At 50.5% G+C, this 20,720-nt stretch carries 19 protein-coding genes and 1 tRNA gene; 1 reads left to right on the top strand and 19 read right to left on the bottom strand.

What is annotated here, in order from left to right; all coding sequences use genetic code 11:
- Nucleotides 1-11 precede the first annotated feature (11 nt).
- The 9 genes from rplB to rpsL all read right to left on the bottom strand — a co-directional run bounded on the left by rplB (nucleotide 12) and on the right by rpsL (nucleotide 7,157).
- A complete protein-coding gene (gene rplB / locus JNC77_RS06635) occupies nucleotides 12-845 on the bottom strand; it encodes a 50S ribosomal protein L2 (RefSeq protein WP_184218697.1) in 834 nt (277 codons plus the stop codon).
- Between the two features lie 20 nt (nucleotides 846-865).
- On the bottom strand, nucleotides 866-1,159 hold the full coding sequence (locus JNC77_RS06630) for a 50S ribosomal protein L23 (RefSeq protein ID WP_184218700.1): 294 nt from the start codon (nucleotides 1,157-1,159) through the stop codon (nucleotides 866-868).
- Nucleotides 1,156-1,776, bottom strand: coding sequence for a 50S ribosomal protein L4 (rplD, locus tag JNC77_RS06625; RefSeq protein WP_374830722.1), 621 nt, complete (start codon nucleotides 1,774-1,776; stop codon nucleotides 1,156-1,158). Before rplD ends, JNC77_RS06630 begins: the two co-directional genes overlap by 4 nt.
- Nucleotides 1,776-2,498, bottom strand: a complete 723-nt coding sequence (gene rplC / locus JNC77_RS06620) for a 50S ribosomal protein L3 (protein ID WP_374830720.1) — start codon at nucleotides 2,496-2,498, stop codon at nucleotides 1,776-1,778. Before rplC ends, rplD begins: the two co-directional genes overlap by 1 nt.
- Before the next feature lie 26 nt (nucleotides 2,499-2,524).
- Entirely contained in the window at nucleotides 2,525-2,833 is a 309-nt protein-coding gene (gene rpsJ / locus JNC77_RS06615) for a 30S ribosomal protein S10 (protein ID WP_002964363.1), read from the bottom strand.
- Nucleotides 2,834-2,896: 63 nt separating this feature from the next.
- Nucleotides 2,897-4,072, bottom strand: a complete 1,176-nt coding sequence (gene tuf, locus JNC77_RS06610) for an elongation factor Tu (RefSeq protein WP_374830718.1) — start codon at nucleotides 4,070-4,072, stop codon at nucleotides 2,897-2,899.
- A 59-nt stretch (nucleotides 4,073-4,131) separates the two neighbouring features.
- Nucleotides 4,132-6,216, bottom strand: a complete 2,085-nt coding sequence (gene fusA, locus JNC77_RS06605; protein WP_374830716.1) for an elongation factor G — start codon at nucleotides 6,214-6,216, stop codon at nucleotides 4,132-4,134.
- Between the two features lie 30 nt (nucleotides 6,217-6,246).
- Nucleotides 6,247-6,717: a 30S ribosomal protein S7 gene (gene rpsG / locus JNC77_RS06600; protein WP_374830714.1), complete on the bottom strand. Its 471-nt coding sequence runs from the start codon at nucleotides 6,715-6,717 to the stop codon at nucleotides 6,247-6,249.
- Between the two features lie 68 nt (nucleotides 6,718-6,785).
- Nucleotides 6,786-7,157, bottom strand: a complete 372-nt coding sequence (rpsL, locus tag JNC77_RS06595; protein WP_184218718.1) for a 30S ribosomal protein S12 — start codon at nucleotides 7,155-7,157, stop codon at nucleotides 6,786-6,788.
- Nucleotides 7,158-7,635: 478 nt separating this feature from the next.
- Here rpsL and JNC77_RS06590 point away from each other — a divergent pair, with 478 nt between their 5' ends.
- On the top strand, nucleotides 7,636-7,950 hold the full coding sequence (locus JNC77_RS06590; protein WP_374830712.1) for a hypothetical protein: 315 nt from the start codon (nucleotides 7,636-7,638) through the stop codon (nucleotides 7,948-7,950).
- Nucleotides 7,951-8,057: 107 nt separating this feature from the next.
- On the opposite strand, the gene rpoC is transcribed toward JNC77_RS06590, so the two are convergent.
- From rpoC to JNC77_RS06540, 10 genes are all read right to left on the bottom strand, one after another.
- On the bottom strand, nucleotides 8,058-12,260 hold the full coding sequence (gene rpoC, locus JNC77_RS06585; protein WP_374830710.1) for a DNA-directed RNA polymerase subunit beta': 4,203 nt from the start codon (nucleotides 12,258-12,260) through the stop codon (nucleotides 8,058-8,060).
- A gap of 148 nt (nucleotides 12,261-12,408) precedes the next feature.
- Complete coding sequence (gene rpoB, locus JNC77_RS06580; RefSeq protein WP_374830708.1) at nucleotides 12,409-16,539, bottom strand: DNA-directed RNA polymerase subunit beta; 4,131 nt, start codon at nucleotides 16,537-16,539, stop codon at nucleotides 12,409-12,411.
- Between the two features lie 213 nt (nucleotides 16,540-16,752).
- Entirely contained in the window at nucleotides 16,753-17,127 is a 375-nt protein-coding gene (gene rplL / locus JNC77_RS06575) for a 50S ribosomal protein L7/L12 (protein WP_374830705.1), read from the bottom strand.
- A gap of 51 nt (nucleotides 17,128-17,178) precedes the next feature.
- Nucleotides 17,179-17,697: a 50S ribosomal protein L10 gene (gene rplJ / locus JNC77_RS06570; protein ID WP_374830703.1), complete on the bottom strand. Its 519-nt coding sequence runs from the start codon at nucleotides 17,695-17,697 to the stop codon at nucleotides 17,179-17,181.
- Nucleotides 17,698-18,023: 326 nt separating this feature from the next.
- Nucleotides 18,024-18,725: a 50S ribosomal protein L1 gene (rplA, locus tag JNC77_RS06565; RefSeq protein WP_374830701.1), complete on the bottom strand. Its 702-nt coding sequence runs from the start codon at nucleotides 18,723-18,725 to the stop codon at nucleotides 18,024-18,026.
- Between the two features lie 4 nt (nucleotides 18,726-18,729).
- The gene (rplK, locus tag JNC77_RS06560) at nucleotides 18,730-19,158 is read right to left on the bottom strand and encodes a 50S ribosomal protein L11 (RefSeq protein ID WP_343804213.1); all 429 of its coding nucleotides are present in this window, start codon (nucleotides 19,156-19,158) and stop codon (nucleotides 18,730-18,732) included.
- 170 nt (nucleotides 19,159-19,328) lie between these two features.
- On the bottom strand, nucleotides 19,329-19,856 hold the full coding sequence (gene nusG / locus JNC77_RS06555) for a transcription termination/antitermination protein NusG (RefSeq protein WP_374830699.1): 528 nt from the start codon (nucleotides 19,854-19,856) through the stop codon (nucleotides 19,329-19,331).
- Nucleotides 19,857-19,878: 22 nt separating this feature from the next.
- On the bottom strand, nucleotides 19,879-20,079 hold the full coding sequence (gene secE, locus JNC77_RS06550) for a preprotein translocase subunit SecE (RefSeq protein WP_374830697.1): 201 nt from the start codon (nucleotides 20,077-20,079) through the stop codon (nucleotides 19,879-19,881).
- Nucleotides 20,080-20,424: 345 nt separating this feature from the next.
- Nucleotides 20,425-20,500: transfer RNA gene (locus tag JNC77_RS06545), tRNA-Trp, on the bottom strand.
- Between the two features lie 142 nt (nucleotides 20,501-20,642).
- On the bottom strand, nucleotides 20,643-20,720 hold a 78-nt coding region (locus JNC77_RS06540; protein ID WP_445482846.1), incomplete at its 5' end, for an EF-Tu C-terminal domain-related protein.

Below are 20,720 nucleotides of genomic sequence, written 5' to 3'. Positions count from 1 at the left end.
GACTACCTCTCTTATTTCTTACGCTGATGGCGTGAACGCATGATGAACTTGTCGGTTGACTTGTTCGAACGCGTTTTCTTGCCTTTGGTTGGCTTACCCCAAGGGGTAACCGGATGACGACCACCGGATGTGCGGCCTTCACCACCACCGTGTGGGTGATCAACCGGGTTCATAGCAACACCGCGAACGCCAGGACGCTTACCGCGCCACACCGAACGACCGGCTTTACCGTCGTTGATATTGGCATGATCCGGATTGGATACAGCGCCAACAGTTGCGAAACATGCACCTGGAACCAGACGCTGTTCGCCCGAGTTCAAACGCAAAATTGCCATGCCCTGGTCACGACCAACGAGCTGTGCATATGTACCGGCTGAACGAGCAATCTGACCGCCCTTGCCTGGCTTCATTTCCACATTGTGGATAATGGTACCAACTGGCATGGATGCCAAAGGCATTGCGTTACCTGGCTTAACGTCAGCGGACTGACCGGCGATAACTTTATCGCCGACTGCCAAACGCTGCGGAGCCAGGATGTAGCTCAGTTCACCATCTTCATAGCGGATAAGCGCAATGAATGCGGTACGGTTTGGATCGTATTCCAAACGTTCAACCGTTGCTGACATGTCGTGCTTACGACGCTTGAAGTCAACGAAACGGTAGGTACGCTTGTGACCACCACCCTGAAAACGGACAGTGATACGACCTGTGTTGTTACGACCGCCCTTCTTGGACAAACCTTCGGTCAATGCTTTGACCGGCTTGCCTTTGTAGAGCTCTGAACGATCAACGATAACCAGCTGGCGCTGACCTGGCGTGATCGGATTAAAGTGCTTGAGTGCCATTGTCTTTACTCCACGGCCTCTCAGAGACCAGTCGAAACGTCGATGCTCTGGCCTTCAGCCAAAGTTACGATCGCTTTCTTGACATCGCTCTGGCGTCCAACAATGCCGCGGAACCGCTTGACCTTGCCTTTACGCACAGTGGTGTTAACTGCGGTTACCTTCACGCCAAACAGCGCTTCAACCGCAGCTTTGATTTCCGGCTTCGTCGCTTTACGCGCTACGTTGAAAACAACTTGGTTATATTCGGAAACCATAGTTGATTTTTCAGTAATCACCGGGCTGACGATGACGTCATAGTGGCGAAGATCTGTCATTTGAAACGCTCCTCGAGAGCTTCGACCGCCGCCTTGGAAAGCACGAGCTTGCCACGACGAAGGATGTCATAAACATTGATCCCCTGCACCGGCAAAACGTCGATGTTCGGGATATTCGAAGCAGCGCGCTTGAAGTTGACATCAATCTCTGCGCCGCCGATGAGCAGTGCATTTTCGAGGCCGAGCTTGGCAAACTGTGCAATCAGCAATTTGGTTTTTGCTTCGTTTGCAGCCAGATCGTCGATGATAATCAGGTCTGATGTCTTCAACTTAGCGGAAAGGGCATGACGAAGACCAAGTGCACGCACTTTCTTCGGCAATTCGTGGTCATGGCTGCGAACAACCGGACCATGCGCCTTACCACCACCACGGAACTGTGGAGCACGAGCGGAATGGTGACGGGCACGGCCGGTACCTTTCTGCTTGTACATTTTTGCACCGGTACGGGCAACCTCACCGCGTGTAAGCGTTGAGTGGCCACCCTGCTGGCGACGAGCCAGCTGCCAGCGTACAACACGCTGCAGGATGTCATCACGCGGATCAAGACCGAAGATTTCTTCGTTCAGCTTGACCTTGCCGGCATCCTTGCCTTCAAGAGTTGTAATCGTGAGATCCATTATTCGGCTCCCTCAGTCGCGACGGCATCCACCGCTGCATTATTCGCGCTTGAGCGCAGGGCAGCTGGTTTAGGAGCATTTTCAGGCAGCGATACTTTAACAGCATCACGAACCAAGATCCATGCACCTTTTGAACCTGGAACAGCACCGCGAACCAGAATAAGACCGCGGTCGGTATCAGTTGATACGACTTCGATATTCTGAGTGGTTACGCGGGTCTGACCCATGTGGCCAGCCATTTTCTTACCCTTAAACACTTTACCCGGATCTTGACGCTGACCGGTAGAACCGTGTGAGCGGTGAGAAACAGAGTTACCGTGTGTCGCACGTCCACCACCGAAGTTGTGACGCTTCATAACACCGGCAAAACCTTTACCGATCGTGGTTCCTGTTACGTCCACTTTCTGGCCCGCAACAAAATGTTCCGCCGTGATTTCGGCGCCGACATCCAAAAGGTTGTCAGGAGATACGCGGAATTCCGCAACTTTAGCCTTAGGCTCAACCTCAGCTTTCGCGAAATGTCCGCGCAGAGCTTTGGTTGTATTCTTCACCTTGGCAAGTCCTACGCCAAGCTGAACAGCCGTATAGCCGTTTTTTTCTTCAGTACGCTGAGCTACTACGTGGCAGTTCTCCATGCGGAGTACTGTCACCGGTACATGTTCGCCAGCGTCGTTATAGACGCGGGTCATGCCCAGCTTTTGTGCAATAACACCTGAACGCATCGGTTCGTTCCTTCCGTCCTCAAGCCTTACAGCTTGATCTCGACATCAACACCTGCGGACAGATCCAGCTTCATCAGCGCATCTACAGTCTGCGGGGTTGGGTCAACGATATCGAGAAGACGCTTGTGCGTGCGCATCTCGAACTGCTCGCGGCTCTTCTTATCGATATGCGGCGACCGGTTAACTGTGAACTTTTCGATCCGTGTTGGCAGAGGGATCGGTCCGCGCACATTGGCACCGGTACGCTTGGCAGTCGACACGATTTCGCGGGTCGAAGCGTCAAGGATCCGATGATCAAACGCCTTAAGGCGAATGCGGATGTTTTGACCGTTCATTTCATCTGTTCCTTGTTACGAGGGACGTTTCATATAACAGGAAACGTCCCTGCACAATTATTATTATTCGATGATGGAAGCGACGACGCCTGCACCAACGGTGCGGCCACCTTCACGGATAGCAAAGCGGAGCTTTTCTTCCATAGCGATTGGCACGATCAGCGCAACATCAACCGAAACGTTGTCGCCTGGCATAACCATTTCAACGCCTTCTGGCAAGGTCACAATACCGGTAACGTCAGTGGTACGGAAGTAGAACTGAGGACGGTAGTTGGTGAAGAACGGAGTATGACGGCCGCCTTCTTCCTTGGTCAGAATATAGGCTTCTGCCTTGAACTTGGTGTGTGGCTTAACGGAACCTGGCTTGCACAGAACCTGACCACGTTCAACGTCTTCACGGCCAACACCACGAACCAGTGCACCGATGTTATCGCCAGCCTGGCCCTGATCGAGCAGCTTGCGGAACATTTCAACGCCGGTAACAGTTGTCTTGCTGGTAGGACGAATACCAACGATTTCAACTTCTTCACCAACTTTAACGATACCGCGCTCTACACGACCGGTAACAACTGTACCACGACCGGAGATCGAGAACACGTCTTCGATTGGCATCAGGAACGGCTGGTCAACTGGACGCTCTGGTGTCGGGATGTAAGCATCAACTGCTGCCATCAATTCGCGGATTGCGTCTTCACCAATGGTCTTGTCTGAATCTTCCAAAGCAGCAAGAGCAGAGCCCTTAACAACTGGAATATCATCGCCTGGGAAGTCGTATTTCGACAGAAGTTCACGAACTTCCATTTCAACCAGTTCAAGCAGTTCAGCATCGTCAACCTGGTCAACTTTGTTCAAGAAGACAACGATCGCAGGAACACCAACCTGACGAGCAAGCAGGATGTGCTCACGGGTCTGCGGCATCGGGCCGTCGGCTGCGTTCACAACGAGGATCGCGCCGTCCATCTGAGCCGCACCGGTGATCATGTTCTTAACATAGTCAGCGTGACCTGGGCAGTCGACGTGTGCGTAGTGACGGTTTTCGGTTTCATATTCAACGTGCGACGTTGAAATGGTGATACCACGTGCTTTTTCTTCCGGTGCAGCATCGATCTGGTCGTATGCGCGGAAGTCACCAAAGAATTTGGTGATAGCAGCTGTCAACGAGGTCTTACCATGGTCAACGTGACCGATGGTGCCGATGTTAACGTGCGGCTTATTACGTTCAAATTTACTCTTAGCCATCTGAGCTCTCCATAAGTTTAGCCTGCTCAGGCATTCTTGATTGACTTACGTAAAATGAATTACGCAAACTTTTTCTGGATTTCCTGTGCAACCGCAGCCGGTACAGGATCGTAGTGATCAAACTGCATCGTGTACTGTGCGCGGCCTTGTGACATCGAACGAAGGTTGTTCACATAACCAAACATGTTGGCCAGTGGAACCATTGCGTTCACGACAGTGGAAATGCCGCGGGCTTCTGTGCCCGAGATCTGACCACGACGTGAATTCAGATCACCGATTACATCACCGACATAATCTTCAGGAGTAACAACTTCAACCTTCATGATCGGCTCAAGAAGCTGAGCGCCTGCCTTCTGTGCACCTTCACGGAATGCTGCACGAGCAGCAATTTCAAAGGCCAGAACGGAGGAGTCAACGTCGTGATACGCGCCGTCGATCAAAGTTGCCTTAACGCCGAGCATTGGGAAACCAGCAAGAGGACCCGCACCCATAACGCTTTCGATACCCTTTTGAACGCCAGGGATAAATTCCTTAGGAACCGCACCACCAACGATCTTGGAGTCAAAGATAAAGTCATCGCCATCATGTGGTTCGAAGACAATTTTAACACGAGCGAACTGACCCGAACCACCAGACTGCTTCTTGTGGGTATAGTCAATTTCTGCCTGACGGGTGATGGATTCACGGTAAGCAACCTGTGGAGCACCCACGTTTGCTTCTACCTTGAATTCACGCTTCATACGATCGACGAGGATGTCGAGGTGAAGTTCACCCATACCTGCGATGATGGTCTGACCTGATTCTTCATCGGACTTAACGCGGAATGAAGGATCTTCAGCAGCCAGACGATTGAGTGCAATACCCATCTTTTCCTGGTCAGCTTTGGTCTTAGGTTCGATCGCAATTTCGATAACTGGATCTGGGAATTCCATACGTTCCAGAATAACAGGCTTCAGCGGATCGCAGAGCGTGTCACCGGTTGTGGTTTCTTTCAGACCAGCAAGCGCAACGATATCACCAGCAAATGCTTCTTCGATATCTTCACGGCTGTTTGAGTGCATCTGCAGCATACGGCCGATACGCTCGCGCTTACCCTTAACGGTGTTTTCCAAGGAAACGCCCTTGGTCAGCTTACCAGAGTAAATACGGGCGAATGTCAGCGTACCAACAAACGGATCGTTCATGATCTTGAATGCGAGCAATGAAAGCGGCGCATCATCAGATGATTCACGTGTTGTTTCTTCTTCAGTCTTAACGTCGATACCTTTAATTGCAGGAACTTCGTTTGGAGCAGGAAGATAGTCAACAACTGCATCGAGAACCGGCTGAATGCCTTTGTTCTTGAACGCGGTGCTGCAGAGAACCGGATGAAACAGAACGTCGATTGTACCCTTACGGATCAATGCGCGCAGCTCTTCATTGGTTGGCATTTTGCCTTCCAAGTAAGCTTCCATTGCAGCTTCATCAACTTCAACAGCAGCTTCGATCAGCTTTTCACGGTATTCTTCGGCTTTTTCCAAGAGATGAGCCGGAATATCGCCGACCTGAGTTGGAGCACCGATGGTGCCATCCCAAGTCAATGCCTTCATTTCAACCAGATCAACAACGCCTTCAAATTCGTTTTCCGAGCCGATTGGCAGCTGGATAACGAGTGCTGTCGCACCAAGTCGGGTTTTGATCATATCAACGCAACGGAAGAAGTCTGCGCCGATCTTGTCCATTTTGTTTACAAGAACCATGCGTGGTACATGGTACTTTTCAGCCTGACGCCATACGGTTTCAGTCTGCGGCTCTACACCGGCATTCGCATCGAGAAGTGCAATCGCACCATCGAGCACACGCAAGCTACGCTCAACTTCAATGGTGAAGTCAACGTGACCCGGAGTGTCGATGATGTTGAAGCGACGCTTCTTGCCATCACGGCCCTGCCAGAAAGTTGTTGTAGCAGCAGAAGTAATCGTAATACCGCGTTCCTGCTCCTGCGCCATCCAGTCCATAGTAGCGGAACCGTCGTGGGTTTCGCCAATCTTATGGTTTTTACCGGTGTAAAACAGGATACGTTCCGAAGTCGTGGTCTTACCGGCATCGATGTGAGCCATAATACCAAAGTTACGGTAGTCTTCGATTTTATATTCGCGGGACATGTTTTCTGCTCTTTGAATAGAGTTCGATGATTACCAACGGTAATGCGAGAAGGCGCGGTTCGCCTCAGCCATACGATGCGTGTCTTCACGCTTCTTAACAGCCGAACCACGGTTGTTAGCTGCATCAAGCAACTCACCGGACAAACGATCAACCATAGTGGTTTCGTTACGGCCGCGAGCAGCATTGATCAACCAACGGATCGCCAGCGCCTGACGGCGATCTGGGCGAACATCAACCGGAACCTGATAGGTTGCACCACCAACGCGACGCGAACGCACTTCAACGTGCGGAGCTACGTTATCAAGCGCCTGATGGAACAGGGCAAGCGGCTCCTGCTTGGCTTTCGCTTCGATCGCGGACAACGCGCCGTATACGATACCTTCAGCAGTCGATTTCTTACCATGAAGCATTACTGCATTCATGAACTTGGTGATGACGAGATCTCCAAACTTTGGATCCGGATTGATCTCACGCTTCTCAGCTTTATGGCGTCTAGACATTTATTCTAGTCTTTCAATTACATCGGGCTCAACTCGCCGGAATGGCGGCCGGTATCCCCGGAAAATTCTTATTTAGGGCGCTTAGCACCATACAGCGAACGACGCTGTTTACGGTTTTTAACACCCTGTGTATCAAGCACACCACGGATGATGTGATAACGCACACCCGGCAAATCCTTTACGCGGCCGCCGCGGATCATAACCACGGAGTGCTCCTGAAGGTTGTGACCCTCACCCGGAATGTAGCCGATGACTTCAAAGCCATTGGTCAAACGGATTTTGGCAACCTTACGAAGAGCCGAGTTAGGCTTCTTAGGGGTTGTGGTGTAAACGCGGGTGCAAACGCCACGTTTTTGTGGATTTGCCTGCAAAGCAGGCACTTTATTACGCTTTACCGGCGCAGTGCGCGGCTTGCGGATCAACTGGTTTACGGTAGGCATAGCACCTTCCTCTTTCAAAAAACTCGTATCTCTGCCCAATTGGGCCGTTTCTACGCTATAAACATGCACAAATTCGGGTATAGCGTACCTAGCGGTATCCATCCCGAACAAAAGCAGAGGAAACCAACAGTTTCATGCGAACGGCAAGTTGCATTTCGTAAGTAAAACGAACCCTGTTTGAGATGAACTTCAAGGTGAGTCACCTCGAAAAAGCCTGTCTCACATCGGCTCAGATGGGCTGCTGATACGCGTTTAACACTCCCGCGTCAAGGTCTGCGGCTTAACTTTCTTAAAACAGGCACTCTGTTAAGGAATTTTTAACGAATTGGGCAGCGCAAACCATGCCGAAAAGCGGGGGACCGGTGATTATTTAGCATCGTCAACGATGTTTTAACCATTTAGGATGGCGATCAGCCGCAACAAAAGCTATTCAACCACGACTGAGTCGAAAAGCAACTGTAATTTCAAGGAATCCACAATGTCGTCCACAACTGAAACGCCGAAAACAGAACTTCCGGTTCATCTTATCATTGCCGATGTCTGGAACGAAGGCAGCGATGAGTCGATTGAAGTTCACCTTCTCCTCACCAACAAAGAAGATGAAAATCTGGTTGATCTCGCTTTGAGCATTCTGGCTGAGGAAGGTTATCATGAGGCCGAACTTCTCGAAGTTGGTACAATTGAAGATCAACCGGATGAAGAACCACATCGCAGCGCATGGGAAACAGCGCGTAGCGGTGAGGTTGCCCTGATCGAATTTGATGGTGACGATGAGGAAGAAGACGAAGAATAAGCCTTGCTTCACAAACAAAAAAAGACCGCCCTCGCCGGCGGTCTCTTTTTATGTCTGATAAGAGCATGAAAAAAGCGGCCTGAAATTCAGACCGCTTTTTTTATTTTTTATTCAGCAGCGCCTTTGGTCATATCAACCAACATGGCGTCTGCGCTGGCAGAACCGGAGGATTTCTTGCGCTCGTCGATGATCAGTTCATCGCGGGCCGAAGCGATCCGGCGGATCTGGTTGGTCATGCCACCGGTACCTGCCGGGATCAGACGACCAACAATCACGTTTTCCTTCAGGCCCTGCAATGTGTCCATCTTACCAGCAACAGCCGCTTCGGTCAGAACGCGGGTTGTTTCCTGGAAGGATGCAGCAGAGATGAACGAAGGTGTCTGCAACGAAGCCTTGGTAATACCCAAGAGTACCGGAGTACCAACACCTGGCTTCTTGCCTTCTTCGATCAGACGATCGTTGATTTCATCCAGTTCAATGCGATCAACATGATCACCAGGGATGTAACCGCTATCGCCGGACTCGGTGATTTCAACTTTCTGCAACATCTGACGTACGATGACTTCAATGTGCTTATCGTTGATCAACACGCCCTGCAGACGGTAGACTTCCTGAATTTCATTGACCAGATAGGACGCCAGCGCTTCAACACCCTTAATAGCAAGAATGTCGTGTGGTGCCGGATTACCATCGAGAATGTAATCACCCTTTTCGATCGCGTCACCATCCTGGAGATGGAAAGGCTTGCCCTTAGGGATCAGATATTCTGCTGGTTCAATCGTGCTGTCACTTGGCTCAATAACAATACGACGCTTGTTTTTGTAGTCACGACCGAAGCGGATTGTACCATCGATTTCAGCGATGATCGCATGATCCTTCGGACGACGTGCTTCGAACAATTCAGCAACCCGCGGCAGACCACCGGTAATATCCTTGGTCTTGGCACTTTCAAGCGGCAGACGCGCAATGACGTCACCGGCTTTAACCGTCGCACCTGGCTCAATCGAAAGAATTGTTTCAACTGAAAGCTGGAAGCGGGCTTCACCACCCTTTGAAAGTTTCGCGATCTTGCCGGACTTATCCTTGATGATAAGCGCAGGCTTCAGATCTGCACCACGTGGTGTTGAACGCCAGTCTATAACAACGCGCTTGGTGATCCCGGTTGATTCATCGGTGGTTTCCTGAACCGAGAGACCATCAACGAGGTCTTCAAATTCAGCAATACCTTCAACTTCGGTAACGATCGGACGGGTATATGGATCCCATTCCGCAATACGCTGACCACGACGAACTGCATCACCTTCATCCACGAACAAGCGTGAACCGTAAGTAACACGATGGCTTGCACGTTCCTTGCCGGAAGCATCAATGATGAGAACAGCCATGTTACGACCCATGACAACCAGCTGGCCGTCAGAGTTACGAACCACGTTGCGGTTACGCAACTGGACTGTACCTTCATAAGAAGCTTCAAGATAAGAACTATCAACAACCTGCGCTGTTCCGCCTAAGTGGAACGTACGCATGGTCAGCTGTGTACCAGGCTCACCAATGGACTGAGCCGCGATAACACCAACTGCTTCACCCTGGTTAACCGGAGTACCGCGTGCAAGGTCACGACCATAGCACTTGGCGCACACGCCGTTACGTGTCTGACAGGTCAGAGCCGAACGGATACGGATCGACTGGATACCAGCTTTTTCGATCTTATCGACGTCGTATTCTTCAATCATACGACCGGCTTCAACAATGACTTCACCCGTCAGCGGATGCAGGATTGCATCGAGTGCTGTACGGCCGAGAACGCGCTGACCAATGGAGGCTACAATCTGACCGGCATCAACGATAGGCTGCATGGTCAGACCAATATCAGCACCACAATCAACTTCGGAGATGATCGCATCCTGAGCCACGTCAACAAGACGACGTGTCAAGTAACCGGAGTTCGCGGTCTTCAACGCCGTATCGGCAAGACCCTTACGGGCACCGTGTGTGGAGTTGAAGTATTCGTTAACGGTCAAACCTTCTTTAAAGTTCGAGATAATCGGCGTTTCGATAATCTCACCTGAAGGCTTGGCCATCAGACCACGCATACCGCCGAGCTGACGCATCTGGTTGACCGATCCACGCGCGCCGGAATGCGACATCATGTAGATCGAGTTCATCTGCTTCTGACGACCGGTTACCGGGTCGAATTCAACGGCTTTAATACGAGCCATCATTTCTTCGGTAATCTTGTCAGTCGCCTTACCCCAAGCATCAACAACCTTGTTGTACTTTTCGCCCTGAGTAATCAGACCGTCATTGTACTGCTGTTCATATTCGGTGGCGAGCGCTTCAGTGTCGGCAACGATCTTCGCCTTGGTGTCAGGAATGACCATGTCATCCTTACCAAAGGAAATACCCGCGCGGCACGCATGTGCAAAGCCAAGCTGCATCACACGGTCACAGAAGATCACTGTCTCTTTCTGGCCGCAATGACGGTAAACCAGATCGATCATCTTGGAGATGTTCTTCTTGGTCATTTCCTGATTGCAGGTGTCGAATGGAACATTGACGTTCTTCGGCAGCAATTCACCCAAAATCAGACGACCTGGTGTGGTGTCATAAATCTTGGAAACCGGATTACCTTCTGCATCAACGGTCTTGTAGCGACCTTTGATTTTCGTGTGCAGTGTAATCACTTTGCTTTCCAGCGCATGGTGCAATTCGCCCATATCGGCGAAAATCATGCCCTCACCCGGCTCTTTATCCGCAACGATCGACAGATAATAGAGACCGAGAACCATATCCTGTGAAGGAACAATAATCGGCAGACCGTTTGCAGGATGCAGAATATTGTTGGTCGACATCATCAGAACGCGTGCTTCAAGCTGTGCTTCAAGCGACAGCGGCACGTGAACAGCCATCTGGTCACCGTCGAAGTCAGCGTTAAACGCAGTACATACGAGCGGGTGCAGCTGGATTGCCTTACCTTCGATCAACACGGGTTCAAAAGCCTGAATACCAAGACGGTGAAGTGTTGGCGCACGGTTTAGAAGAACCGGATGCTCACGGATCACTTCATCAAGAATATCCCAAACTTCCGGACGTTCTTTTTCAACCAGCTTCTTCGCCTGCTTAACAGTTGAAGAGAAGCCTTTGGCGTCAAGACGTGCATAGATAAATGGCTTGAACAGTTCCAGTGCCATCTTCTTCGGCAAGCCGCACTGGTGCAATTTCAGTTCAGGACCGGTCACGATAACCGAACGACCGGAATAGTCGACGCGCTTACCGAGCAAGTTCTGACGGAAACGACCCTGCTTACCCTTTAGCATGTCTGAAAGGGACTTCAGCGGACGCTTGTTCGCACCGGTGATGACGCGGCCACGACGACCATTGTCGAACAGCGCATCAACAGCTTCCTGAAGCATACGCTTTTCGTTACGGATAATGATGCCAGGCGCACGCAGTTCGATCAAACGCTTCAAACGGTTGTTACGGTTGATCACACGGCGGTAAAGGTCGTTCAGATCGGAAGTCGCAAAACGACCACCATCAAGCGGAACCAGAGGACGCAGATCCGGTGGGATAACCGGAACAGTCTTCATGATCATCCATTCAGGACGGTTGCCCGATTCCATGAAGTTTTCAACGATCTTCAGGCGACGCATCAGCTTCTTGGTTTTCAGTTCTGATGTCGTTTCAGCCAATTCCACGCGCAGGTCAGCAGCGATCTTTGCCAGATCCATAGCGGCCAGCATTTCGTAGATTGCTTCTGCACCGATAAGAGCTGTGAACTGATCTTCACCGAACTCGTCAACCGCGATCATATATTCTTCTTCTGAAAGCAACTGATGCTCTTTCAGTGAAGTCAGACCTGGTTCGGTAACGATGTAATTTTCGAAGTAGAGTACGCGCTCAATATCCTTGAGCGTCATATCCATCAATGTACCGATGCGGCTTGGCAGAGATTTCAGGAACCAGATATGTGCAACCGGAGCCGCGAGTTCAATATGACCCATGCGCTCACGACGTACGCGTGATAATGTGACTTCAACGCCGCATTTTTCGCAAATGATGCCTTTGTATTTCATACGCTTGTACTTACCGCACAAGCATTCGTAATCCTTGATCGGGCCAAAGATGCGCGCACAGAAAAGACCATCGCGTTCAGGCTTGAACGTACGATAGTTGATCGTCTCCGGCTTTTTGATCTCGCCGTATGACCAGGACAGAATCTTCTCAGGGCTGGCGATCGAGATTCTGATGGAATCGAACGTCTGCGCCGGAGCCTGAGGATTGAAAAGATTCATGACCTCTTGGTTCATGCCGTTCTCCTTGAGGGCGATCCGCCGCCCTTTGTGTCGTCAGCGATGCAGGAGGATACCTCATCACCGTAAATAGAATTCGCTAACTAATGCCGTTTAAACTGACAATACGGGCGCACTATGGAAAAACCATAGCGCGCCTGTAAATTTATTCGGCTGCGTCCGGCAGCATCGGCTGAGCATCACGGGTGTCATCGAGCTGTACGTTGAGACCCAGCGAGCGCATTTCCTTGACGAGAACGTTAAAGCTCTCAGGAATACCGGCCTCGAATGTGTCGTCACCACGTACAATCGCTTCATAGACCTTGGTACGTCCGGCCACGTCATCAGACTTGACTGTGAGCATTTCCTGCAAGGTATATGCTGCACCGTAAGCTTCCAGAGCCCAGACTTCCATTTCACCGAAGCGCTGACCACCGAACTGCGCTTTACCACCCAGCGGCTGCTGTGTGACGAGCGAGTAAGGTCCGATCGAACGCGCATGGATCTTGTCGTCAACCAAGTGATGGAGCTTCAGCATATAGATGTAGCCCATAGTCACCTGACGATCGAACGGCTCACCGGTACGACCATCATAAAGAGTTGACTGACCCGATGTTGCCAAACCGGCATCTGTCAGCATCGCGTTGATATCGGCTTCCACAGCGCCGTCAAAAACAGGTGTGGCAATCGATACGCCGCGCTTTACCTGATTAGCCAGTGTCAGAACCGACTCATCATCGTAATTGCGGACAGGCTCGTTGCGGTCATTATCTGGATAGATATGCTCCAGTGTCTGACGCAGCGGCTGAATGTCAGCGCTCTTCTTATAGGCTTCGATCAGTTCACCGATCTTCTTACCCATACCGGCACAAGCCCAGCCCAGATGCGTTTCCAGAATCTGACCAACGTTCATACGGGACGGCACACCCAACGGGTTAAGCACGATATCCGCATGCGTACCATCTTCCAGGAACGGCATATCTTCGACAGGCAGAATACGGGAAACCACACCCTTGTTACCATGACGGCCGGCCATCTTGTCACCAGGCTGGATCTTGCGCTTAACAGCAACAAAGACCTTGACCATCTTCATGACGCCAGGAGCCATTTCGTCGCCGCGCTGGACCTTTTCAACCTTGTCCATGAAGCGTGCTTCAAGCATCTTCTTGGATTCGTCGTACTGGTTGCGAAGCGCTTCAATTTCACCCTGAAGCTTTTCGTCTTCAACAGCAAACTGCCACCATTGTGAACGCGGATATTCTGCAATCACATCACGGGTCAGTGCGCCGCCTTTTTTGAAGCCCTTAGGACCGGCAATCGCGACTTTACCTTCCAGTGTATCCACCAGACGACCATAGGTGTTGCGGTCGAGAATGGCCTGTTCGTCATCGCGGTCTTTTGCAAGACGTTCGATTTCTTCACGTTCAATGGCCATTGCACGTTCGTCTTTTTCAATGCCGTGGCGATTGAAAACACGAACTTCAACGATCGTACCGTATGTTCCCGGAGGCATACGCATGGAGGTATCACGGACGTCGGAAGCTTTTTCACCAAAGATGGCGCGTAACAGCTTTTCTTCCGGTGTCATCGGGCTTTCGCCCTTTGGTGTGATCTTACCGACCAGAATATCGCCCGGGTTCACTTCGGCACCGATATAAACAATACCGGCTTCGTCGAGATTCTTCAGCGCTTCTTCCGAAACGTTTGGAATATCACGGGTGATTTCTTCAGGTCCGAGCTTGGTATCACGAGCCGCAACTTCAAATTCTTCGATATGGATCGAAGTGAAAACGTCATCGGAAACAATCTTTTCAGACAGCAGGATGGAGTCTTCATAGTTGTAGCCGTTCCAAGGCATGAACGCGACCAGCACGTTACGACCAAGCGCCAGATCACCAAGATCGGTCGAAGGACCGTCAGCGATAATGTCACCCTTACCGATGCGATCACCGACACGAACCAGTGGACGCTGGTTGATGCAGGTGTTCTGGTTGGAGCGCTGGAACTTCATCAGGCGGTAGATATCAACACCGGACTTGGACGGATCCAGATCTTCGGTTGCCCGGATAACGATACGGGTCGCATCCACCTGATCAACAACACCACCGCGACGTGCAGCAATAGCAGCACCGGAGTCACGGGCAACAATCGGTTCCATACCGGTGCCGACGAATGGAGCTTCTGCACGTACCAGAGGCACGGCCTGACGCTGCATGTTCGAACCCATCAATGCGCGGTTCGCGTCGTCGTTTTCAAGGAACGGAATAAGAGCTGCTGCGACCGATACCAACTGCTTAGGCGAAACGTCCATGAGGTCCACGTTTTCACGTGGCATCATCATCACTTCGCCGGCATGACGGCAAACAACGAATTCATCAACAAAGTGACCGTTCTCGTCGATAATGGCGTTAGCCTGAGCAACAGAGTGCTTGGCTTCTTCCATTGCAGACAGATAAACAACATCACTGGTGACCTTGCCGTCAACGATCTTACGATACGGGCTTTCGATGAAGCCGTATTTGTTGACGCGGGCAAAAGTTGCCAAAGAGTTGATCAGACCGATATTCGGGCCTTCCGGTGTTTCAATCGGGCAGATACGGCCATAATGTGTCGGATGAACGTCACGAACTTCAAAGCCTGCACGCTCACGGGTCAGACCGCCGGGTCCGAGAGCCGAAAGACGACGCTTATGGGTAATTTCAGACAGCGGATTGGTCTGATCCATAAACTGCGACAGCTGCGAAGAACCGAAAAACTCACGCACAGCCGCCGCAGCAGGCTTCGCGTTGATGAGATCCTGCGGCATCACTGTATCGATTTCGATCGACGACATACGCTCTTTGATTGCGCGTTCCATACGCAGCAAACCAACGCGATACTGATTTTCCATCAATTCGCCGACCGAACGCACACGACGGTTGCCGAGGTTGTCAATATCGTCGATTTCACCACGACCATCGCGCAGCTCAACCAGCATTTTAACAACAGCAACAATGTCTTCTTTGCGAAGGACACGAACAGTGTCTGCGGCATCGACATCAAGACGCATATTCATCTTGACGCGACCAACTGCGGACAGATCGTAACGCTCTGCATCAAAGAACAGTGAATGGAACATGGCTTCAGCAGAATCCATGGTCGGTGGCTCACCAGGACGCATGACACGGTAGATGTCAAACAGCGCATCCTGACGGCCTTCATTCTTGTCAGCGGCCAGTGTATTACGGATGTAGGCACCGATGTTCACATGGTCGATATCCAGCGTATTGATTTCATCAACGCCGGTTTCAAGCAGAACCTTCAGTGTCTTTTCGTCAAGCTCGTCACCGGCTTCGAGGAAAATCTCACCGGTTTCATAATTGACGATGTCTTCAGCCAGATATGAGCCAAACAGATCATCTTCGGTGACCTTGATAGCCTTGAGGCCTTTTTCAGCCAGCTGGCGGGCAGCACGGGCTGTCAGCTTCTTGCCGGTCTCAAGAACAACTTCGCCGGTATCAGCGTCAATCAGGTCTGAAATAACTTTCATACCTTTAAAGCGCTCAGCCGAATAAGGCATACGCCAATCATCACCGTCACGTGTATATGTGACAGTGTTGTAGAAAGTCGAAAGAATTTCTTCGCCATCCATACCGAGTGCCATCAGCAAGCTGGTGACTGGCAATTTACGACGACGGTCGATACGGGCAAATACTACGTCCTTGGCATCAAACTCGATATCCAGCCATGAACCGCGGTAAGGAATGACACGCGATGCAAAAAGCAACTTGCCCGATGAGTGGGTTTTGCCCTTATCATGATCGAAGAACACACCAGGTGAACGGTGCATCTGTGACACGATAACACGCTCAGTACCATTAACGATAAAAGTGCCGTTGTCTGTCATGAGCGGCATATCGCCCATGTAAACATCCTGCTCTTTAATATCCTTAATGGATTTCGCGCCGGTATCTTCGTCAATATCGAAAACGATCAGACGCAAAGTCACTTTTAATGGTGCGGAATAGGTCAAATCACGCTGACGGCATTCGTCAACGTCAAATTTCGGCGCCTCGAACTCGTAAGAAACGAATTCAAGCATCGATGCTCCGGAAAAGTCCTGAATCGGAAAAACAGACTTGAAAACGGCCTGCAAGCCTTCGTCAAGACGCCCGCCAGCAGGTTCCTTAACCATAAGGAACTGGTCGTAAGATGCCTTTTGAACCTCAATCAGGTTCGGCATCTCGGCGACCTCGGGGATCTTACCGAAAAACTTGCGTACGCGCTTGCGACCATTGAAAGAATGGGTCTGAGCCATCGTCGCTCCTCGTTCTATAGCCTTGCGGCCTTGCTCACGCCTTGCGGCCTTTATTATACGCCGCCTGACGGCGGTCACCTGAACGGGACAAAACCCGTTTCCTGACCACATCAATTGTGGTCAGGAAAAGGGTTCGGTACCTACTAAACTGCATCCATCTACTGATAATGCAGAGATCCGGCAGATGCAAGAACATCTGCCGGATGACTGAACTTACTTAAGTTCAACCTTAGCACCAGCTGCTTCGAGCTGAGCTTTGATTTTTTCAGCTTCGTCTTTAGCTGCACCTTCTTTAACAGGCTTAGGTGCACCTTCAACGAGGTCTTTAGCTTCTTTCAGACCCAGACCGGTGATTGCGCGAACTTCCTTGATCACGTTGATCTTGGATGCGCCGCCGTCAAGGAGAACGACATCAAATTCGGTCTTTTCTTCAGCAGCAGCGGCAGCAGCGCCACCAGCAGCAGCAGCAGCAGCAACAGGAGCAGCAGCGGAAACGCCCCACTTTTCTTCCAGAAGCTTGGACAGTTCTGCAGCTTCGAGAACGGTCAATGCTGAGAGGTCTTCAACGATCTTTGCGAGATCAGCCATTTTAGTATTCCTTAGTTTAAAGGTTTGAACAATTGACAGCGAGAAACGGCCTTAAGCCGCCTCGTTCTTCCGGGCATGCGCGCCAATAACGCGGGCGATTTGGCCTGCTGGTGCGCTTGTAAGTACTGCAAGACGCTGTGCCGGTGTCTGGATCATACCAACCAGCTTTGCGCGCAGTTCGTCGAGTGAAGGCAAGGAAGCAAGTGACTTGATGCCTTCGGCATCAAGAGTGGTTGCACCCATTGCACCACCAAGAATAACGAGCCTGTCGTTAGCCTTGGCGAACTCAACTGCTACTTTAGGAGCGCTGATAGGATCTTCTGCATAAGCAATTACAGTCTGACCTGTGAAAAGCTCTGCGATACCTTCAGCTTCCGTGCCCTGAAGAGCGATTTTGGCAAGGCGGTTTTTCGCGACTTTAACGGAACCACCAGCTTCGCGCATTTTAGAACGTAGATCGCTCATCTGCGAAACAGTGAGACCGGTATAGTGAGCCACGACGACGGAACCAGACTCGCTAAAAGTACTGTTCAGCCATGTGACAAATTCGCGTTTTTCCGCTCTATCCACGGTGTCTCTCCAGTAGACAATTACATAAAAATGCAATTGCCGGTTTGCCTTAGCCTGAATTCATTCATTCAATGAAGCATTCAGACGCTTGGTCTCCTGTCCCTTTTATAAGCGGCATACACCGGCATTATAAAAGCAACTACGGTTCAAACCTTGAATTGCGACTAGCGCTAAACCTGGTTATTCCACGTCTCATGCAGGCAAAATTTAAGACCGAAGCCACCCACAATCTCGGACAGGATAACCGGATTTTCATCCGGTTATCCGGGCCTTGCGGCCCGGAATGAAAGCGCTGGTCTGTTGAAATTCAACAGACCAGCAAATTATTAAGCTTCAACTTTAACGGAGGCTGCATCTACTTTGACGCCAACGCCCATGGTTGAAGAAATCGAAACGCGCTTCAGGTATTCACCCTTGGCAGCAACAGGCTTTGCCTTCAGAACTGCATCAGCAAATGCGCGGATGTTTTCTTCCAAAGCCTTGTTGTCAAATGAAACCTTGCCAATACCAGCATGGATAATACCAGCTTTTTCAACGCGGAATTCAACTGCACCGCCCTTGGAGGCAGCAACAGCTGCTGCAACATCAACGCTAACAGTACCAACTTTAGGGTTCGGCATCATGCCGCGCGGTCCAAGAACCTTACCCAGACGACCAACCAGTGGCATCATGTCAGGGGTTGCAATGCAACGGTCAAACTCGATCTTGCCGCCATTGACGATTTCGAACAGGTCTTCTGCGCCAACGATGTCTGCACCGGCTTTTTTAGCTTCTTCGGCTTTATCGCCACGAGCAAAAACAGCAACGCGAACTGTACGGCCTGTACCGTTTGGCAGGTTAACAACGCCGCGAACCATCTGGTCTGCATGACGTGGGTCAACACCGAGATTCATCGCGATTTCGATGGTTTCATCGAATTTCGCAACAGCACGTTCCTTGACTACGCTGATAGCGGTCGACAAGTCATAAAGCTTATCGTGATCAAAACCTTCACGAATCTTAGCTACACGCTTTGATAATTTCGCCATCAGATCAGCCCACCACTTCCAGGCCCATCGAACGGGCAGAACCTTCAACCATACGCATAGCCGCTTCGATATCAGCTGCGCTCAGGTCTTTCATCTTAGCTTCTGCAATTTCACGAACTTTATCGCGTGAAATTGTACCGGCTTTAATCTTGCCTGGCTCTTTCGAACCGGACTTAAGATTAGCAGCCTTTTTCAAGAAGTAAGCAACAGGTGGGGTCTTCATCACAAAAGTGAAAGACTTGTCCTGATAATATGTAATCACGACTGGAATCGGGGAACCCTTTTCCATATCCTGTGAAGCAGCGTTAAATGCCTTACAGAATTCCATGATGTTGATACCACGCTGACCGAGAGCCGGACCAATTGGTGGCGAAGGGTTGGCAGCACCTGCAGCAACCTGCAGTTTGAGCTGACCTGCAACTTTTTTAGCCATTGCATTCTGCTTTCATTGATATACCGGCGAACCGGCGACTCTTTAAAACGCCAATTAAATTGGCAGTGCAGTTCGGTGGTCTGGCTTACCGACCGGCTAAAGCCGGCTTACCTTCCACCTCACACCGCATTTACAATGCGGCGGGCGACACTAAGGCCGCCGTAAAACGATCAAAGCTTTTCAACCTGACCGAATTCAAGATCCACAGGCGTGGCGCGTCCAAAGATTGAAACCTCAACCTTCAAGCGTGCGCGCTCTTCCTCAACTTCCTGTACGATACCATTGAAGGATGCGAACGGACCGTCAGAAACACGAACCTGCTCACCCACTTCAAAGGTAATAGAAGCCTTAGGACGATCAACACCTTCCTGAACCTGCGCCAAAATCTGTTCGATTTCGCGCAGAGGAATCGCAACCGGATTCGGATCACCCAAAAAGCCGGTTACGCGCGATGTGTTTTTGATCAGCGAGAACAGAGCATCTGTCAAATTCGCTTTAATCAATACATAACCTGGAAAGAACTTACGCTCTGCATCAACCTTGCGGCCACGACGCACTTCCACAACCTTTTCGGTCGGAACGATAATCTGTTCGATCAGGTGCGACAGACCCTTCTGGTCCGCCTTCAGCTGAATATCTTCAGCAACCTTTTTTTCAAAGTTCGAATAGGCATGAACAATGTACCAGCGTGCAGTCATCCCGTTACTCCCGTATAAACCGTCAGCGTCCGAGACCAAGTATCAACTCAACAACGTAAGCCATAAGCTGATCTGCAAAAAAGAAAAACACAGCCGCAACAAACGCCATTACAACCACCATAATGGTAGAAATAACAGTTTCACGCCGTGAAGGCCATGTAACCTTAGCCGTTTCAGCACGAACCTGCTGCAAAAATGTAAAAGGATTCGTCTTAGATGCCATTTGTCACTCTGTCATTGATCTGGCGTAGTAAAAAACAATTTCGCAAACGAATCAATTTTCCACTCACGCAACTACGGCACGTAAAGCTGATGATTCAGCCCCACGCGCCGCGTGTCTGTTGACCTTACATAGAACCGATTCTCAAAAAATACAAGCCCAGACGTTAACGAAAGTAAAACAGTCGTTCAAAAACTGCGCCCACCCAGAGAAAAGACCCTTCGGACACTCCCCTCACCTCAAAAGGCGAGAATGTGCTTGACCATAATATTCAACCTAAAAAATATTACCGGCCTTAAAACGAAATTGAGCGCGGCACAGCTTTACACTATGCAGCACCCAACTAAATGGCAGGGGCAGCAGGGCTCGAACCCGCGACCTACGGTTTTGGAGACCGTCGCTCTACCAACTGAGCTATACCCCTAAATACTTAAACCTGAAGGCTCTTGTATTTAACACCGGAGAATCCGATGTTTGAATTCTTTCAACCTCTTAGCGCTCAAAATTTAAAACATCAAGCTCTAAAAAGCACTGATCAGCATTTATTTTAGCTGACCAGCAGGTTTTTATTCGATGATGGAAGCGACGACGCCTGCACCAACGGTGCGGCCACCTTCACGGATAGCAAAGCGGAGCTTTTCTTC

Origin of the sequence: Paenochrobactrum pullorum, from assembly GCF_041929845.1 — a bacterium.
Taxonomy (GTDB): Bacteria; Pseudomonadota; Alphaproteobacteria; order Rhizobiales; family Rhizobiaceae; genus Paenochrobactrum; species Paenochrobactrum pullorum.
Note: the sequence above shows the minus strand (reverse complement) of the source record. Positions and strands in the feature narration are given on the sequence as shown.

Excerpts from the sequence above, each read along its gene's own strand:
- rplB (WP_184218697.1), bottom strand. The coding sequence starts at position 845 with ATGGCACTCAAGCACTTTAATCCGATCACGCCAGGTCAGCGCCAGCTG.
- JNC77_RS06630 (WP_184218700.1), bottom strand. The coding sequence starts at position 1,159 with ATGACAGATCTTCGCCACTATGACGTCATCGTCAGCCCGGTGATTACT.
- rplD (WP_374830722.1), bottom strand. The coding sequence starts at position 1,776 with ATGGATCTCACGATTACAACTCTTGAAGGCAAGGATGCCGGCAAGGTC.
- rplC (WP_374830720.1), bottom strand. The coding sequence starts at position 2,498 with ATGCGTTCAGGTGTTATTGCACAAAAGCTGGGCATGACCCGCGTCTAT.
- rpsJ (WP_002964363.1), bottom strand. The coding sequence starts at position 2,833 with ATGAACGGTCAAAACATCCGCATTCGCCTTAAGGCGTTTGATCATCGG.
- tuf (WP_374830718.1), bottom strand. The coding sequence starts at position 4,072 with ATGGCTAAGAGTAAATTTGAACGTAATAAGCCGCACGTTAACATCGGC.
- fusA (WP_374830716.1), bottom strand. The coding sequence starts at position 6,216 with ATGTCCCGCGAATATAAAATCGAAGACTACCGTAACTTTGGTATTATG.
- rpsG (WP_374830714.1), bottom strand. The coding sequence starts at position 6,717 with ATGTCTAGACGCCATAAAGCTGAGAAGCGTGAGATCAATCCGGATCCA.
- rpsL (WP_184218718.1), bottom strand. The coding sequence starts at position 7,157 with ATGCCTACCGTAAACCAGTTGATCCGCAAGCCGCGCACTGCGCCGGTA.
- JNC77_RS06590 (WP_374830712.1), top strand. The coding sequence starts at position 7,636 with ATGTCGTCCACAACTGAAACGCCGAAAACAGAACTTCCGGTTCATCTT.
- rpoC (WP_374830710.1), bottom strand. The coding sequence starts at position 12,260 with ATGAACCAAGAGGTCATGAATCTTTTCAATCCTCAGGCTCCGGCGCAG.
- rpoB (WP_374830708.1), bottom strand. The coding sequence starts at position 16,539 with ATGGCTCAGACCCATTCTTTCAATGGTCGCAAGCGCGTACGCAAGTTT.
- rplL (WP_374830705.1), bottom strand. The coding sequence starts at position 17,127 with ATGGCTGATCTCGCAAAGATCGTTGAAGACCTCTCAGCATTGACCGTT.
- rplA (WP_374830701.1), bottom strand. The coding sequence starts at position 18,725 with ATGGCGAAATTATCAAAGCGTGTAGCTAAGATTCGTGAAGGTTTTGAT.
- rplK (WP_343804213.1), bottom strand. The coding sequence starts at position 19,158 with ATGGCTAAAAAAGTTGCAGGTCAGCTCAAACTGCAGGTTGCTGCAGGT.
- nusG (WP_374830699.1), bottom strand. The coding sequence starts at position 19,856 with ATGACTGCACGCTGGTACATTGTTCATGCCTATTCGAACTTTGAAAAA.
- secE (WP_374830697.1), bottom strand. The coding sequence starts at position 20,079 with ATGGCATCTAAGACGAATCCTTTTACATTTTTGCAGCAGGTTCGTGCT.